Genomic DNA, 16,344 nt, shown 5'->3' with positions numbered 1-16,344 from the left:
CTATATAACATAAATTTCTTTTTCAATCTCTACTAACTGATTGTGCAATTGTTCTTTACTTTGTTCATATAGAGATGCATCGATCGTTTCAGCCAATGCAAACAATATACTTTCATAATAGTTCATTACATCTTGTTGCATCACTTTTTGGAATAAGTTCCACTTCATATCCCATTCTTGCTTATAATGATGGACAAATAAATCTTTTTCATCGGCTACATAGTTTGATACAAGCGGTTCTAATACAGATTTAGCGTCTTCTTGCATAAAAGCTTTGTCATTCTTTTCAAAAAAGCTTTTCTCATTTTTAAAATGTGCCAGTGCTTTTTTGAAATCTTTTATTTCAACTGAAGGGAACGGTTCTTTATGTGTAATATCTTTATATTCATACTCAACTGTTCCATTCATAGAAATTGATTGATTTTCTACTTTACAGTTCACTACAATTTCGTCCTTTGCACGCTTCATCGCTTCGTCTATCCATTTTTCAAGACGTAATGATGTCGCACGCATTTCTTGTAATAAATCATGCTGAATAAATGCTACTAATTCCATAACACACTGTTGCAATTGTGTTTTCACATTTCCATCCGTTCGAAGTGACGCCGGATTAATAAATTCAGTAAACACATCGTTATAACGTAGGAATAGACGCTGTTGCACGTAATAAAGCAACTCTTTCACTTCATTTTGCATCGCCTGTTCTTCAGCAAGTACACTATATGATGAAATAATATGAAGTAGTTGATCACGCTCTGCTTCATATTTTTTCGTTTGCTTCTCTTTCTCTTCATTCCCCTGCTTTGCACCATTTATCATGTTTACTAAAAGTTGATCTGCCCCTTGCAACGCACCATATAGAGCATGCACAGAAACAAGCATTAAATCTCTCATCATAAAGGACGTAAATGATTCCTCAAACTTAGTAATTCCAGAGTTTTGTAAAATACCATACTTCTCTTTTTCAACATTCTTTCCTTGTTTCTCTTCAAGCGCACATAAACTTGAAATTGCAAATAAACGCGGATTTCTAATACCGTATTGCAGTAGCTGATCTGCGATATAACCTTTTACCATTTCAAGTTCTTCTTCAGACTCTGCTAAATCCGCCGCATTAATTAAGAAGAACATTTTATCAAGGGCAAAAGTATCCTTTACACGCCCAAGCTGAATTAAAAATTCACGATCAGCACGAGAGAATACATGGTTATAATATGTTACAAATAAAATAGCATCTGCATTTTTAATATACTGGAATGCAACATCCGTATGGCGAGCATTAATAGAATCCGCTCCAGGTGTGTCTACAAGCGCTACTCCCTGCCTTGTTAAAGCACAATCATAATAAAGCTCCATATACTCAACGAAGCATGATTTTTCTTCATTCGCTACATAATCAGAGAACTCTTCTAATGTGACTTGTACTTGTTCTCCTAAATAAGTAGAAACTGCATCATACCCTTTTTGTACCGCTCGTAAAAAGCTAAATGTTGTTTTTTGCTTCCCAGTCGGTGAAGGATATTTCATAACTTTATCAATTTGTGCTAACGCCTCATCTAACGTAGTAATCTCATAATGAAACAGCTTATAAACAGCTTTCATATCTTCTAATAGAGCTTGCTTTGATTTGAATTGAACCATTACTGTTCCGTGTGGTTTTTCCTCTGTAACCGGCAAAATTTGATTAATCGTTGCCGTCGTCGGATTTGGTGATACAGGAAGTACCTTCTCACCAAGTAAGGCATTGGCAAATGATGATTTCCCAGCACTAAAAGCTCCGAATAACGCTACTGTAAATTGTTTCGTTTCCACACGACGCCTTTTTTCTATCACCTCTTGCTGTACATGTTTCAGCGCTGGCAATGGCTCTAATATCATTTCAGCTTTCTTCACTTTCTCTAATATACGCTGAATATTTAAAGCTGCCGTTCCTTTTATCTCTTCTTCATGAGCCACTACGTTATCATTTACCATTTCCTGCTCTTGTAGTGTGAATTTCTCACTAACAATTTGTTTTTCACGTTGCAATATCTCCTCTATTTGCAATCCTTCTGGTGTAGCAACACGCTCGTGCCAAACATTTTGTAAATAACTTTCATATGTCTCTAAATTGTTACTGTATTGTAATTCCGTCTCTTTTGCCGTTTGCAACATCGTATATTTTTCAATCTCTTCTTCCATACGAGCAACTGCTTCCTTCACTTTTTGCTTTAAAACAACTGCACTTTTATCAAAAATTTGCTGTGCTTTTGTAAAATAACGTTTCTTCAGTTCATTCGCTACATCCGCTGTATAAAGAAGTAAGTAATCACCTGTGAAACCTGCACCTTGTTTAATGACTTCAGCTAACATTTCTGGTCCAAAAGCAATTTCTAAAGCATATATGTCTTTCCCAATTTCCTCCGTGAACAATCCTTCTTCTTTTAAGAAGGTTACAATAAATTCTTTCACATGAAAATCAAGTTGCGTTTCAACAGTCTTTTGAAGGGCAGAATAAAACACCTCTACACGTCTTTGTTTTTCTTGCTCCGTCTTTCCTTTCGCAAATAGCAAACCAACTTTAAACTTTGTTAATTTCGTTTCTAAATATGCATTTGCCAATTCTCTCATTTCAAATGGCATTAAATACGCGTTATCTAATATAGCTTGTAAACCTTTTATAAATTCGTTTCTCACATGAGATTCTTTACTAGCCTCGCGGTGTTTAGTTTCCGTTAGCTCTTCTTTCTTTTCAACTATTTCTGAAATCAAAAGCGGTGATGCTAACTCTTCCTCATATGTCAAAAGAGCTTTTTCATTTTCAGAAACAATAAACGAGAAATGTTCTCCCATTAAATGTTCTGTTTCTCGCTCCATTCCCTCTCTTACATACTGCTCTTTTTCTTTCATAATAGAAGTAATTAATGTTTCTAAGCTTCCAATTTCATTATGTGGATGGTTCATCATTCGTAATGACGTATAATAAACTCCATCTACTTCAATATCCCAGTTAGAGAACGATTGTTTCACACTATCTTTATAATCCTCAAATGATAATTCATTTTCTTTATGTTTATCTATTTGATTTACAACGAGATAAACCGTTTTATTACGTTGTTTCAATTCTTTAACAAATTGCAAATTCACTTCCGATTGGACGTGATTATAATCCATCATATAAAAAATTACGTCTGCTAGATGTAGCGTTGATTCTGTCGCTAGTTGATGGGCATCATCTGTTGAGTCAATCCCTGGTGTATCAACTAACATAACACCCTCAGGAATTGGTGCATCATTCCGATAAATATGAACACCAATTACCTCATCGCCATCTTTACAAATTTGCTTTAATTCTTCTGCTGAATATGCACCGTCATATTCGTACTGTTCTCCAGATTTAATTGTTACAACAACACGATCAAATCCCTTTTCAATTTTAACGACGTTAGCGCTTGTCGGAATTGGACTTGTTGGTAACAACTGCGCTTTATATAGATGATTCATCATCGTTGATTTCCCTGCTGAGAAGTGACCGCAGAACGCTATCATAAGCTGCTCTCGTTTATATTTTTGAATTACTTCAAACAACTTTAAGCTATTCTCTGCATCGCCGTGTTTTTGCCACTCTTCATAAAAACAAACAAGTTTTTTTATACCGTTTGTCTGTACTATGTTTGTCATCCCCTTGTTCCCCTTTATCCAAGATGTATATACTTTTCCCCGCTAATTGCGAGCTCATAACCAGTGAGAGTTACACATACCCATTGATTACAGTTTCACTTTACTATCATACTAAATTTTCAGCATATTCTCATTAAAAATAAAAAATCCCTTTCATTCTTTTTACAAATGAAAGGGATTTTATGTCATATCACTCATTTTGCTGTTCCTACTCCATTTAAAACATACTTTGCAATAACTGCATATACAGCAACTGTACCTGCTACTAATGCATATACCATACTCATGCACCAACCTTTTTTTGATAATGATTATCACTTTTGAATACATTTTATCATTAAAGAGAATCATTATCAACACTTTTCATAAAGAAAGCTCCTTATAAGAAGGAGCTTTACTGCCTGTTTTGAAAAAGGTTAAAACTTGTTGTGCACTCTTATTATATCTCATCCTACATAACTTAACAGTTTAAAAAAATGGAAATATCCCCTATCCCCTCCATCTTACATTTTGTATAATAAAAGGGAATTACTTAACAAGGAGGAAAAAAATGACACGAAATCTCACACAAGGCGAGAGGATACACTCCATTGATATTATTAGAGGAATAGCTGTATTAGGTATTTTTCTTGTTAACTGGCCAATTATTGCCGGGGTTGACTCACGTGATATTACAGGAATTTACGAAGGGATAGACAGCTATATTCGCCTATTTTACGATATGTTTATTCAAACGAAATTTTATACAATTTTTTCGTTTTTATTCGGATTAGGTTTTTATATTTTTATGAATCGTGCTGAGGCGAAGACCGATCGTCCAAAAACTTTGTTTGTTCGCCGCTTACTTATCTTATTATTATTCGGGTTCTTACATTACGTTCTTTTATGGGACGGTGACATTTTACATACTTATGCAATTACCGGGTTTTTCTTATTTTTATTTTACAAAAGAAAGACACGTACTATTTTAATATGGTCAATTGTACTATTAAGTTTCATGCAATTGTTCACATTATTAGGTTCTCTTGTCATGTTATTAGTGCCGGTAGATGAACTAGGCCTTTCCATAGCCATTATGCCGTTAGAAAACTGGGGCTTACAAATTACAGACAGATTCTATTCATTCTATTCTGAAGCAATAAGTAACAGTCTTATTATGCTTCCTGAAACACTAGGATTGTTTTTACTCGGATTATATGCCGGTAAAAAAGACATTTTCCGCCGTGCTAAGGAATTAGATCCAAAACTTAAAAAATGGCAAATCATTATGTTCATTTTAACATTACCGATGTGGTTTATTATGGTTTACTTCTTTATGAACAATCAACCATACACACCATTTTCACTTATGGGCATTACGATGATAAGCGGAAAGACATTGTTCATCTTCTACATTGTCACGTTAATGCGTTTATTACAAAAAGAAAAATGGCAAACGTTATTACGTCCATTCCAATACGTTGGACGAATGGCATTAACAAATTACATCTCGCATACAATTGTTACATTACTTGTATTCGGGCTATTGTTTAAAAATGATTATCTGGCTCCACTATGGGTTGGACCACTATTCTGCATTAGTTTCTACACGTTACAAATCTTTATTAGCCGCTGGTGGCTTTCACATTACCAATACGGACCACTTGAGTACATTTGGCGTCTTGGTACTTACGGGAAAATGATGCCACTTAAAAAGAAAAGCAAGGTCTCATAACGAGACCTTGCTTTTTTACGCTTCTCTTACTGCACTTTGCATAGACACCGGCTCTTCTTTTACTTTCACTTTACGCTGCGGCACCATATTAAATACGATATTTAAAAGTACTGCTGACGCACTTCCAAGTACAATTCCGTTATCTGTTAAAATACGAATGTTTTCAGGAAGTTGTGAGAATAATGTAGGAACAACTGTAACCCCAAGCCCAATTCCGACAGAACATGCAACAATTAATAAGTTTTCTTGTTTGCCAAAATCAACGCTACTTAACATTTTAATACCATATGCCATTACCATACCGAACATTGCGAGCATAGCACCGCCAAGTACTGATTTCGGAATGATTGTTGTAATAGCTGCGATTTTAGGAATGAATCCAAGAACGATTAACATACCACCGCAAGTATAAATAATAACGCGATTTCTTACTCCAGTTAATTGAACAAGTCCTACGTTTTGAGAGTAAGTTGTATATGGGAACGCGTTGAAAATACCACCTAACACCATCGCTAATCCTTCTGCTCGATAGCCCTTTGTTAATTCTTTTTCACCGATTTTTTTATTGCAAATATCAGATAATGCAAAGTATACACCCGTTGCTTCTACAATCCCTACACAAGCGACGAGAATCATCGTAATAACTGGTGTTAATTCAAATGTTGGTGTACCGAAGTAAAATGGTTGAATACCATGGAACCAATCAGCCTCTCCAACCGCTTGCAAGCTTACTTTCCCCATAAACGCTGCAACGATTGTACCGAACAATAGACCTAGTAAAATAGAGATTGAACGAATAAATCCATCAAAGAAACGATACATAATGATGATAAATAGTAACACACCAAATGCTAATGCTAAATTTTCAAGACTACCGAAATCCTTACTTCCTACTCCTCCAGCCATATCATTAATTGCTGCTGGAACAAGTGTAACTCCAATTACAGTAACAACAGATCCTGTTACAACAGGTGGAAATAGTTTTACAAGCTTTCCAAATAATTTCGCAAAAATAACAACGAATAACCCAGCAGCAATAATTGCTCCATAAATAGAAGACACACCGTATTGTTTTCCAATCGCAATCATCGGTCCAACGGCTGTAAATGTACAACCGAGTACAACGGGAAGTCCAATACCGAAAAAGCGATTTGATAATGCTTGTAAAATTGTTGCAACGCCGCACATTAATAAATCAATTGAGACTAAATATGTTAATTCTTTTTGATTTAAACCAAGTCCACCGCCCACAATAAGCGGAACGATAATTGCTCCAGCATACATTGCAAGCATATGTTGCATACCAAGCGATGCAATTTTAAATGGATGCTGCTTCATCGTTTATTTCACCTCCACAGTTTCTTGCTGTACAAATGTAACTGTGCCGTTATCAAGTGATGCAATTTCTGCTAGTGATTCAACACGAACGCCTTGTTCACGAAGCTTCTTTCCTCCATCTTGAAATGCTTTTTCAATAACAATTCCAATTCCTGCAATACTTGCTCCTGCTTGCTCTACCAAACTCATTAAACCTAAAGCAGCCTGACCGTTTGCTAAAAAGTCATCGATGATTAGCACGCGATCATTTTCATCAATATGATTTCGAGATAATGAAATTTCATTTGTTTCTTGTTTTGTAAATGAATATACGTTTGCAACGTACATATTATCTTGTAACGTTAACGATTTACGTTTTCTTGCAAAGATTACTTTTACACCAAGCTCTAATGCAGCCATAACAGATGGTGCAATGCCTGAAGATTCAATCGTCACGATTTTTGTAATGTTCTCTTCTTTAAAACGTTTAGCAAATTCTTTTCCGATTTCTTGCATAAGTACTGGATCAATTTGGTGATTTAAAAATGCATCCACCTTTAATACGTCACCAGATAAAACCTTTCCTTCATTCAAAATCTTTTCTTGTAATACTTTCATGTTTGTTCCCCCTCTTATGCAATAAAAAAACTCCAAAAGCCGCCACCACTCGTTACAAGTGAGAGACGCGCTTTTGGAGTTTCGCAAAAAAGAATGCCAAACAAGCAATTATATTCGTCCTCACTCATAGTCAAAGTATTTACGGTACTTCGGTAGAAACTTGCAGGCCATATCCCCGCGATTATATGAGTGTAGCTAACTATTTATTTTATAGAAGGATTATAACGCACTTTTTATACTTTGAAAAGCATTTATCGAAAAAACACGTACGAATTTTTAAAAACTACTATTTTCGTTCGAGTTTTGTAAACTCTTTCATTTCCAATTACAACTTCGTTAAAATGATTGGCCCATCTTTTGTAATCGCAAGTGTATGCTCATATTGAGCTGATAATTTCCCATCCATCGTTCGTGCAGTCCACCCATTTAAATCTACTTTCGAATATCGCATACCTACATTGACAATCGGCTCAATCGTAATCACCATTCCTTCTTGTAACTGAGGCCCTTGTCCTTGTTTCCCAAAATGAAAAATTGCTGGTTCTTCATGAATCTCTTTACCGATTCCATGTCCCGTAAAGTCTCTTGCGACAGAAAAACCTTCATTTGTTACATAACTTTCAATTGCATAGCCAATGTCTCCTACATGATTACCGATTACCGCCTGATCAACCCCTTTATATAAAGCATTCTCAGCTACTAGCAACAACTTTTCTGCTTCATCAGAAACTTTTCCAACTCTATACGTCCAAGCAGAATCTGAAAGACCCCCATTTAAGTTTACTACCATGTCAATTGTTACAATATCACCCTCAGTTAAAGGAACATCGGCCGGAAACGCATGACACATTTCATCATTTACAGATGCACATATCGCATATGGATAACCATTGTAATCTTTCTGTTCAGATGTGGCACCATGCTTTTTTAAATACATTTCAACAAACGTATTAATCTCTTGCGTCGTTATACCTGGCTTTATCATTTTCGCAATTTCTTTATGACATGAAGCAAGTAATTTTCCAGATTCATGCATCAAATCTATTTCATTTTTTGTTTTAATTGTAATCATACTACCTCTACCTTTCCTTGCTAAACCTACTATTCGCTACTAAACTTCTATCATACACATCCTTTACCAAAATTTCAAAACCCTCAATTACAACAAGTAAAAAAATATGTATCATATATTTCTAAATCAAAATAAAAAAACAGAAGATCCCTCTGTTTTTTAATCACGTTTACATATGTAGTTCATTTTCAAAAACTCAAAACAACTACCATTTGTTTTCTGTATAAACGTTCCAACCACTTCAAATCCCGCCCTTTTATACACTTTTATCGCTCTCTCATTAAATGTCGCTACTGATAGTGTTATATATTTGCATCCGTATTTTTCTTTGCTAAAAGCTAATCCAGCATTCACGAACTGTAAACCAAATCCATTGCCAGTTATATCAGGTCTCATTCCAAGTCCTATATCAACCGTTCCATCATTCATTTTACAAACAGTAAAAAAACCAATGAGAATACCATTTTGCTTCACAGAAAATGTATGATCTCCTCTACTCTCACCATGTAAAAATTCAGCTAAATCTTCTTCATCTGCCTCTATATCATAAAAAGAATATTTACCTTCATAATGCCAGTTATACGCAATTTCCTCCGCTTCTTCTTGCTTCATTACTGTATATGTATAACCCATTTTATCATCCCCTTTAATAAAAAGAGCTGCAATTAAGCAGCTCTTTTTTTACAACTCATAAATCGCTCTATATTTCGCTTCTAAATAATCGGCTAAGTAGTTTGCATTTAAGCCTTCACCTGTTACATCTTCTAAAATTTCAAGCGGCTTTTTCGTTTTACCATATTGGTGAATATGTTCTGTTAACCATTCACGAATCGGTGTTACGTTTCCTTCTTCTAATAATGCATCAAAGTTCGGAATGTCTTTTAACATTCTTTGCTTAAATTGCGCTGCATACATGTAACCAAGCGCATAAGATGGGAAGTATCCAAATGAGCCACCAGCCCAGTGAACATCTTGCAATACACCTTGCGCATCATTTTCCGGACGAATTCCTAAATATGCTTCCATCTTATCATTCCAAGCTGCTGGTAAGTCCTTCACTTGTAATGTACCATCAAATAATTCTTTCTCTAATTCATAACGCACCATAACATGAAGCGGGTATGTAAGCTCATCTGCTTCTATACGAATGAATGACGGCTTCGATTCGTTAATTGCATCATAAAACTCATCGACTGACATATCATCAAATTGACCATCGCTATACTCTTTTAATAAATCATAATTTTTCTTCCAGAATGATTTATTACGGCCGATAAAGTTCTCAAAGAATAATGATTGTGATTCGTGAATACCCATAGATGTACCACTGCAAAGTGGTGTACCTTCAAATTGTTCTGCAATGTTTTGTTCATATACTGCATGACCACATTCATGAATTGTTCCAAATACAGCCATACGGAAATCTTTTTCATCATAGCGTGTCGTAATACGAACATCCCCTCTATTTAATGTAATTTCGAAAGGATGTACTGTTTCATCAAGACGACCTGCTTCAAAGTCATAATTCAATTGCTTTAATAGTTCTAATGTAAAGTTCTTTTGTTTTTCTTTTGAAAATTGTTCCGATAAAGCACTTGTTTTTAATCCTTTTTTAGACTCAGAGATTTCTTTTACAAGCGGCACGATACGCTCACGAAGTTGACCAAATACGTGATCTAAAACTTCTACTGTAATACCTGGCTCATACATGTCTAATAATGTATTGTATTTATATGTTTCATAACCCCAATATGTAATAAATTTCTTTTTAAATTCAACAATTTTTTCTAAGTACGGGCGGAACATTTCGAAATCAGATTTTTCGCGAGCTTCTTCCCACACACTCTCTGCTTTCGCTTCTAATTTCACATAAGCCTCATATTCAGCTTGTGGAATTTTTTTATTTCTATCATATTCTTTCCGACACTCTTCAACCATTTTCTTCGTCGTTTCAGAAAGTTTATCTTCACGTATTAAAGCTTCAAGCTCTGTTAAATAGTTTCCCATCTCATCTGAAGTCGACATAGCAAACACTTCTGACGAAAGCATACCAATTACTTCTGAACGCTGATCTACACCTTTTTTTGGTGCACCTGTTCTTAAATCCCAAAACATTAAACTTAATGCTTCTCCGTAATTTTGTATCTTCTTCACGTATGTTAAAAATTGTTTTTCTACTTCATATGTAGCAACTGTCATCGTATAAAAGCCTCCTTTTTCTACCTCAAACTTAATTCGACACGGAAACATAAATTCCTTTTATAATAGAAAAAAGCTTGGCAAGCGCCAAGCTTTCTCCTTATAATTCTTTACCTTCTACTGGCAGTACATTTTTCACAGCTGCAACTACTTTCTCATCTTCTGAATCAGATAAGAAGATTGATATAGCACCTTTATCTTCACTTGTACGAATTAAACGCCCAATTCCTTGACGAAGTCGTAAAATCATATATGGTACATCTACATCCCAGAATGGATCATTTACGTGCTTACGTTTCGCTTCAAACACAGGATCGTTTGGAGGGAATGGTAAAGACCAAATAATAACGTGCGATAATGATGAACCAGGAATATCTAAACCTTCCCATAAATGAACCGCACAAAGTACAGTCTCTTCTTCATTTTGGAAACGAGAAACGAGCTGACTAATTTCCTGATCGCCTTCATATAAGAACGGAACCGACATTTGCTCTTTACTTACATACTCTTTGAACGCTGCAAGCTCTTGCGTTGTACGGAACAATACAAGCGTACGTCCATTTGTTTTTTGAATATTTTCAAGTGTATATTGACACTTTCTTTCCCATTCATTTTCTTTCGTATGCGATAGTAAGTTTACTGTCATTTGCTCTTCATAATCAAACGGTGAAGCAACTGAGAATGACAAGTAATCTTTTACCCCTAGGCTATTAGCTGTGAAAGCGAATGAATCGTTGTTCGATAATGTCGCAGAAGAGAAAATATACGGTATTTTCTTCGAGAACACTTTCTCTTGTAATACTTCTTCAACTGCACGCGGCATAATAACTAACGTGAAGGCACCATCACCTTCTTCACCCCAAGTAATTACATTTTTCTCGTGCATGAACAGACGAAGTGAATGTTCTAATACATCTAAATGCTCATCAACAATATTTAAATCATACGTGTTTACTGTATGCATTTCACTTTCGAATACTAATGCATCTCCAACTTCACCGATTTTTGCATAAAGTCGTTTCGCTTCAGCTGTTACTTTTTCTGTCACAGTAATTTCTAAACGATCAGAACCGGCAATTTCTTTTTTGTTTTCTTGTAACACATCAAAGAATCGCTCTGTTTGCCAAATTGTTTCTTCTACTAAATGTGCAAACTCCTCACGAATATCGTTTTGTAGCAATCTCGTTAAAAGTTGCTCCATCATCGTTTGCTTTAAACGGTATGTTAAAGCTTTTTGAGCTGCATATTCTACAAGATGTCCTTCATCGAATACAACGCAGCTACTTTCTGGTAATAATGGAATTTGTCCTTCACGCTTACGAGCATCGTACGTCCAAATATGATCCATATAGAAATCTTGAGAACAAATAATTAAATCTGCTGCTTTACGATAATGTTCACGAGAAAGAGTTTGTCCACAACGATGACGAGAATCACAAGTAAAGCAATCTTGGAAGTAATCCCAATTTACTTTTGACCATTCTTCGTCATTTAAAAGTGGAAATTCTTTTCTGTCACCATAGTGAGTAAAGTTTTGCATCGTACCATGATCGAATACAAACTGTGGTAACTCATAATATACGTCTTCAATTACTTCTGGAGCTCGTCCACTCATAACATCTTCAAGTTTACGTAAGCATAAATAATTATCCATTGATTTTGCAAGCCTTACATCAACAGATAGCCCTAATGCTTCAGATAACTTAGCGATGTCCCCTTCTTCTTTCACAAGCTGCTCAATTAACGTTTCATCTGCACAAGCAATAATAGCTGGTTTCCCAGTATAACGCGCGTAACAAATTGCATATAGAAGATATACAATTGTTTTCCCTGTTCCTACACCAGCTTCTGCGAACATAACTTTCTTTTCTTGGAAAGCGCGTTCTAACTGAAACGCCATAAAAATTTGTTCATCACGCTCTTCAAAGCCTTTTTCCGGAAGGATGTCGTAAAACACATCTCCAATCCACTCATTCAACTTATCATAAAAATTATCTTGTTTTCCTACTTCAAATGGTAATCTCTTCTCAGTAAACATCCTTAGCCTCCAACCAAAAAGTTTTTCTATAAAAAAATAATAGCAACTGCTACGCATATGTATGCATTTGCTTTCCCCTGTTGCAATACATAGAAATTCACGAAAAAAAATTTTCCTTTCGAAAAAGGAAAATTTTCTTCTATATTAATGACTTTAAATACCGTTTATCAATCGCTGTTTCATGTGAAAGAGCTGACAAATATTCTTCTTGTGCTTTTTGTATTTCATCTACAATCGCACCTTGACTATCCACTTCTTTTCCGAGCTCATCATACGTACGGTGAATAGCTTTTTGAATCATTGATAATTGGAAATTATCCATATCACTTCCTCCTTTACGCATTACATAATAGCCATTATATGCGCGCTGGAGGAGTTTTATACTATGAATTACGCGGTGGACGTTTTCCGAAGTATTGGTAGTAATCTGTACGGATAAATCCGTTAAATAGTTTACGCTTCTTCGACGCATCTTTTCCGTAACACTTCTCAAATGCTTCGTAGCTTGTTAATACATACGCTGACCATGTATCTAACGGGCGGAATACTTGTCCCATTTCTTTATACAGTTGTTCAACGAGTGCTTTTTCACTTAAACGTTCTCCGTATGGAGGATTCGTTACAACGTAGCCATAATCCTCTTTTGTTGTGAAATCTTTTACTTGCATTTGTTTAAATGTAATTAAATCGCTTAAGCCTACTTCTTCTGCGTTATCTTGAGCAACTCGAATCATACGATGATCAATATCTGATCCAATGATTTGTAAGCGTTGATCATAGTTCGCTAAATCTTCAGCTTCTTGACGAGCTTCACGCCAGTTTTGTTTACCTACCCAGCCCCACTCGTCAGATGCGAAACCACGGTTAAATCCTGGTGCAATGTTTTGTCCAATTAATGCTGCTTCAATCGGAATTGTACCTGATCCACAGAATGGATCAACAAATGGACGATCTGGCTTCCAGTTTGTTAATTTAATTAAAGACGCAGCTAATGTTTCTTTTAACGGAGCTTCCCCTTGATCCATACGGTATCCACGTTTATGAAGTCCAACACCACTCGCATCAATTGTTAATGTTGCAATATCCTTGAGCATTGCAATCTCGATACGGAATAACGGACCATCTTCTTCAAACCAAGTTGTACGTTTATATGTTGTTTTTAATTTTTCAACGACAGCTTTTTTAACGATACGTTGGCAATCCGAAACACTGAATAATTCAGATTTTAAAGATTTACCGATAACAGGGAATTCGCCATTCTCTGGAATATAATCTCCCCAGTTTAATGCTTTCGTTTTTTCAAATAGCTCATCAAATGTTGTTGCTTTAAATTCGCCAACTTTAATTTTTACACGGTCCGCAGTACGCAACCATAAATTCGTACGACAAATCGCCTTTTCATCTGCTTCAAATGTTACTTTGCTGTTTTCTACTTGACATTCATAACCAAGATCGCGAACTTCTCGGGCAACTAACGCTTCAATACCCATTGCCGCTGTTGCAATTAAAGTAACTTTTCCCATTTGCATTCACCTCTTATGTATATTCAAACAATAATTAATAGCAATTGGTCCTATTAATCATTACATTTTACGAAAAATTTTCTCATTAACCATTTTAACTCATACTTTACAACTTCATACAAATAAAAAGCCCTCCTCTAACAAAGGAGAGCTGAGTTATTTCATAGTTGGTTCATAACGTTCTGTAAGCCATGTTCTGTTCCTTTGTACTACAAACGGCCCACGCCTCGTACTCCGGTGGCAATCATCTATCTACAGGTTATAAAACCTGTCCTTTCCCGTCGTTCATTTCCTTGGAAAAGATTCCCCTACCATTATTTGGGTTTCTCGCTCGTGGGGTTTACCTCGTTCCACTCCTATCATTTCTTCAAGGACTTCGTCACTGTGGCACTTTAAAGGTAGTCAAACCATATCCGAAAGGACTTAGGTTTTTTCCCTGCCGTTAAACCAGCCTTACAGCCAGAATACCCTAGCTTATGAATTGGCTAGGCACGAACACTACAGCCATCTCAGGCCGTGCGAGCATGGACTTTCCTCTACAACGTTGGCGTTGCAGCGATTACCCAAACGTTATGACATCCATTAGTATAGTGGAAACAAAAAGATTTTGCAACGTTTTTTTCTATGTAAAACGCTTAAACCTTTTCCCACCTTACATCATTCGTATAACTTACTTCCAAATACAGCTTTTTCTAAGTTAGATAAGCGTTTTAAAATATCCGTATTCGTGTTGTTATAAACCGGTTGTGCAACTGGTGTTTGTACAGGTTGTTGTGGAACTTGCGTTACTGCTAGTTTTTGTTCCTCTAATTCACGCTTTAAACGAGCATTTTGTTGCTTTAATTGCTCAAACTCTTTGTGGAAAGCTTCATAGTCTTTAATGATCATATCAAGAAACTTGTCTACTTCTTCTTGCTGATAACCTCTCATACCTGTTTTAAATTCTTTTTCTAAAATATCTTTCGCTGTTAATTTAATTTTATCCGAAATCATTTTCTTCACCTCAAATTTTTACCAAAACTTTCATTAACTAAATTTTTTCAGAAACAATGCTTTTTGTCAATCATATATACGAGTACTATATTACATATTACTCTGCATTATTCCACTGTTCCTCTTCTATTATATCTTGTAAATCAGAAAAAAGAATGAAATAACTGTGATAATTTTCTATTTCCCCTTTTTTCTTTGCTGCTTCTACAATATATTTGGGACTTCCTGGTTTTTCTTCATCATATACCGCTAAAAGCGCATCACTTTTTTCAATAAAAAATTGATTTTTTAATTTAAATTGTTCTGGGCTTTCATACTTCCTTTTCGTGATACTATCAACATGGTCTGCTTGAGAAAGAATAAATTCGTAATATTCACGATTATCTTCTTTCCAATTTTCTTCTTGTTCTAAAAACGGAGTGAATACCGCTAATTTTAAATCTGGATATTCTACTTGAATTTCAAAAACAACTTCAGCAGCCCATAATTCTACACCTAACTGGCCGCTTATTATAACCCACTCTAAACCATCTTCTACAAAAGTGGTTAATTTACGGTATAATGCCTTTTTTATACACTCCACCCCTGGATGATCATTTTTAAATATTCCAAGTTCAAATGGCTTATATCCTGTTACTGCAATAACTTTCATATCAACACTCCAATTACAAAAAAAGAACTAGCATTTCGCTAGTTCTAACATATCATTTACTTTTTAAACATTCCACCAACGTTTGGTCCAATATTTGGACCGAATGGTGATACGTTTGGTCCAATATTCGGTCCGAATGGTGATACGTTTGGTCCAAACGGAGATACATTTGGTCCTGGACCAAATGGAGATACGTGATGTCCATGATGTCCATGATGTCCATGACCACACGGTCCACATCCACCGCCGAATCCTGGGTCGATTGGGTCCACAACATTTACATTTGAATTTGTTTGTGGGAAGAAGTTTTGGTTTTTAATTTGTTGATGATGTACATGTGTTGTATGTGTTGGGAAAATGTGTGGCACCACCGTTGTTGAAAAAGAGTGTGTTACGCATTGTTTCGTCGGATGAACGACAGGAGCAGTTGTACAAATAGGTCCTACAGGCTTATGCCCTCCAAAACAAGGATGACAATGATGCATAGTTTTTTCTCTCCTCTCTCGTTAAAAAAATCTGATTACACTTTACAGTATGAGAAAAGAGAGAAAGCCGATT

General features: G+C 35.7%; 13 protein-coding genes, 1 other RNA gene and 1 riboswitch. Of the genes, 1 reads left to right on the top strand and 13 read right to left on the bottom strand.

What is annotated here, in order from left to right; all coding sequences use genetic code 11:
* Complete coding sequence (locus H6481_RS05030) at positions 1-3,660, bottom strand: dynamin family protein (protein ID WP_182811115.1); 3,660 nt, start codon at positions 3,658-3,660, stop codon at positions 1-3.
* A gap of 550 nt (positions 3,661-4,210) precedes the next feature.
* Between H6481_RS05030 and H6481_RS05025 the strand changes: the two genes are divergently transcribed.
* A complete protein-coding gene (locus H6481_RS05025; RefSeq protein WP_182811113.1) occupies positions 4,211-5,374 on the top strand; it encodes a DUF418 domain-containing protein in 1,164 nt (387 codons plus the stop codon).
* 15 nt (positions 5,375-5,389) lie between these two features.
* On the opposite strand, the gene pbuX is transcribed toward H6481_RS05025, so the two are convergent.
* From pbuX to H6481_RS04965, 12 genes are all read right to left on the bottom strand, one after another.
* Positions 5,390-6,712: a xanthine permease PbuX gene (gene pbuX / locus H6481_RS05020; protein ID WP_000809230.1), complete on the bottom strand. Its 1,323-nt coding sequence runs from the start codon at positions 6,710-6,712 to the stop codon at positions 5,390-5,392.
* Between the two features lie 3 nt (positions 6,713-6,715).
* Entirely contained in the window at positions 6,716-7,309 is a 594-nt protein-coding gene (locus tag H6481_RS05015) for a xanthine phosphoribosyltransferase (protein WP_063546939.1), read from the bottom strand.
* 107 nt (positions 7,310-7,416) lie between these two features.
* Positions 7,417-7,518, bottom strand: a riboswitch (purine riboswitch).
* A gap of 116 nt (positions 7,519-7,634) precedes the next feature.
* Positions 7,635-8,381: a type I methionyl aminopeptidase gene (locus H6481_RS05010; RefSeq protein WP_044307511.1), complete on the bottom strand. Its 747-nt coding sequence runs from the start codon at positions 8,379-8,381 to the stop codon at positions 7,635-7,637.
* Between the two features lie 159 nt (positions 8,382-8,540).
* On the bottom strand, positions 8,541-9,014 hold the full coding sequence (locus H6481_RS05005) for a GNAT family protein (RefSeq protein WP_053564873.1): 474 nt from the start codon (positions 9,012-9,014) through the stop codon (positions 8,541-8,543).
* A 48-nt stretch (positions 9,015-9,062) separates the two neighbouring features.
* A complete protein-coding gene (ypwA, locus tag H6481_RS05000) occupies positions 9,063-10,580 on the bottom strand; it encodes a carboxypeptidase (RefSeq protein WP_023521517.1) in 1,518 nt (505 codons plus the stop codon).
* Between the two features lie 100 nt (positions 10,581-10,680).
* Positions 10,681-12,618 (bottom strand): ATP-dependent DNA helicase, encoded by a 1,938-nt coding sequence (locus H6481_RS04995; RefSeq protein WP_000493709.1) that lies wholly within the window; start codon positions 12,616-12,618, stop codon positions 10,681-10,683.
* Between the two features lie 139 nt (positions 12,619-12,757).
* Entirely contained in the window at positions 12,758-12,940 is a 183-nt protein-coding gene (locus H6481_RS04990; protein WP_000368570.1) for a DUF3921 domain-containing protein, read from the bottom strand.
* A 61-nt stretch (positions 12,941-13,001) separates the two neighbouring features.
* Entirely contained in the window at positions 13,002-14,141 is a 1,140-nt protein-coding gene (locus tag H6481_RS04985) for a class I SAM-dependent RNA methyltransferase (RefSeq protein ID WP_000521227.1), read from the bottom strand.
* Positions 14,142-14,321: 180 nt separating this feature from the next.
* Positions 14,322-14,712, bottom strand: an RNA gene (gene rnpB / locus H6481_RS04980) — RNase P RNA component class B.
* Between the two features lie 86 nt (positions 14,713-14,798).
* On the bottom strand, positions 14,799-15,134 hold the full coding sequence (gene gpsB, locus H6481_RS04975) for a cell division regulator GpsB (RefSeq protein WP_000622431.1): 336 nt from the start codon (positions 15,132-15,134) through the stop codon (positions 14,799-14,801).
* Between the two features lie 97 nt (positions 15,135-15,231).
* Positions 15,232-15,786 carry a DUF1273 domain-containing protein gene (locus H6481_RS04970; RefSeq protein ID WP_000862925.1) on the bottom strand — a complete coding sequence of 185 codons (555 nt, stop codon included), beginning with the start codon at positions 15,784-15,786 and terminating at the stop codon, positions 15,232-15,234.
* A gap of 56 nt (positions 15,787-15,842) precedes the next feature.
* Positions 15,843-16,271 carry a CotD family spore coat protein gene (locus tag H6481_RS04965; RefSeq protein WP_000546290.1) on the bottom strand — a complete coding sequence of 143 codons (429 nt, stop codon included), beginning with the start codon at positions 16,269-16,271 and terminating at the stop codon, positions 15,843-15,845.
* Between the last annotated feature and the right edge of the window lie 73 nt (positions 16,272-16,344).

Origin of the sequence: Bacillus sp. ME78, assembly GCF_903970865.1 — a bacterium.
In the GTDB taxonomy this organism is placed as follows: Bacteria; Bacillota; Bacilli; order Bacillales; family Bacillaceae_G; genus Bacillus_A; species Bacillus_A cereus.
The sequence above is the reverse complement of the archived record's forward strand: the minus strand, read 5'-3'. Positions and strand labels throughout refer to the sequence as shown.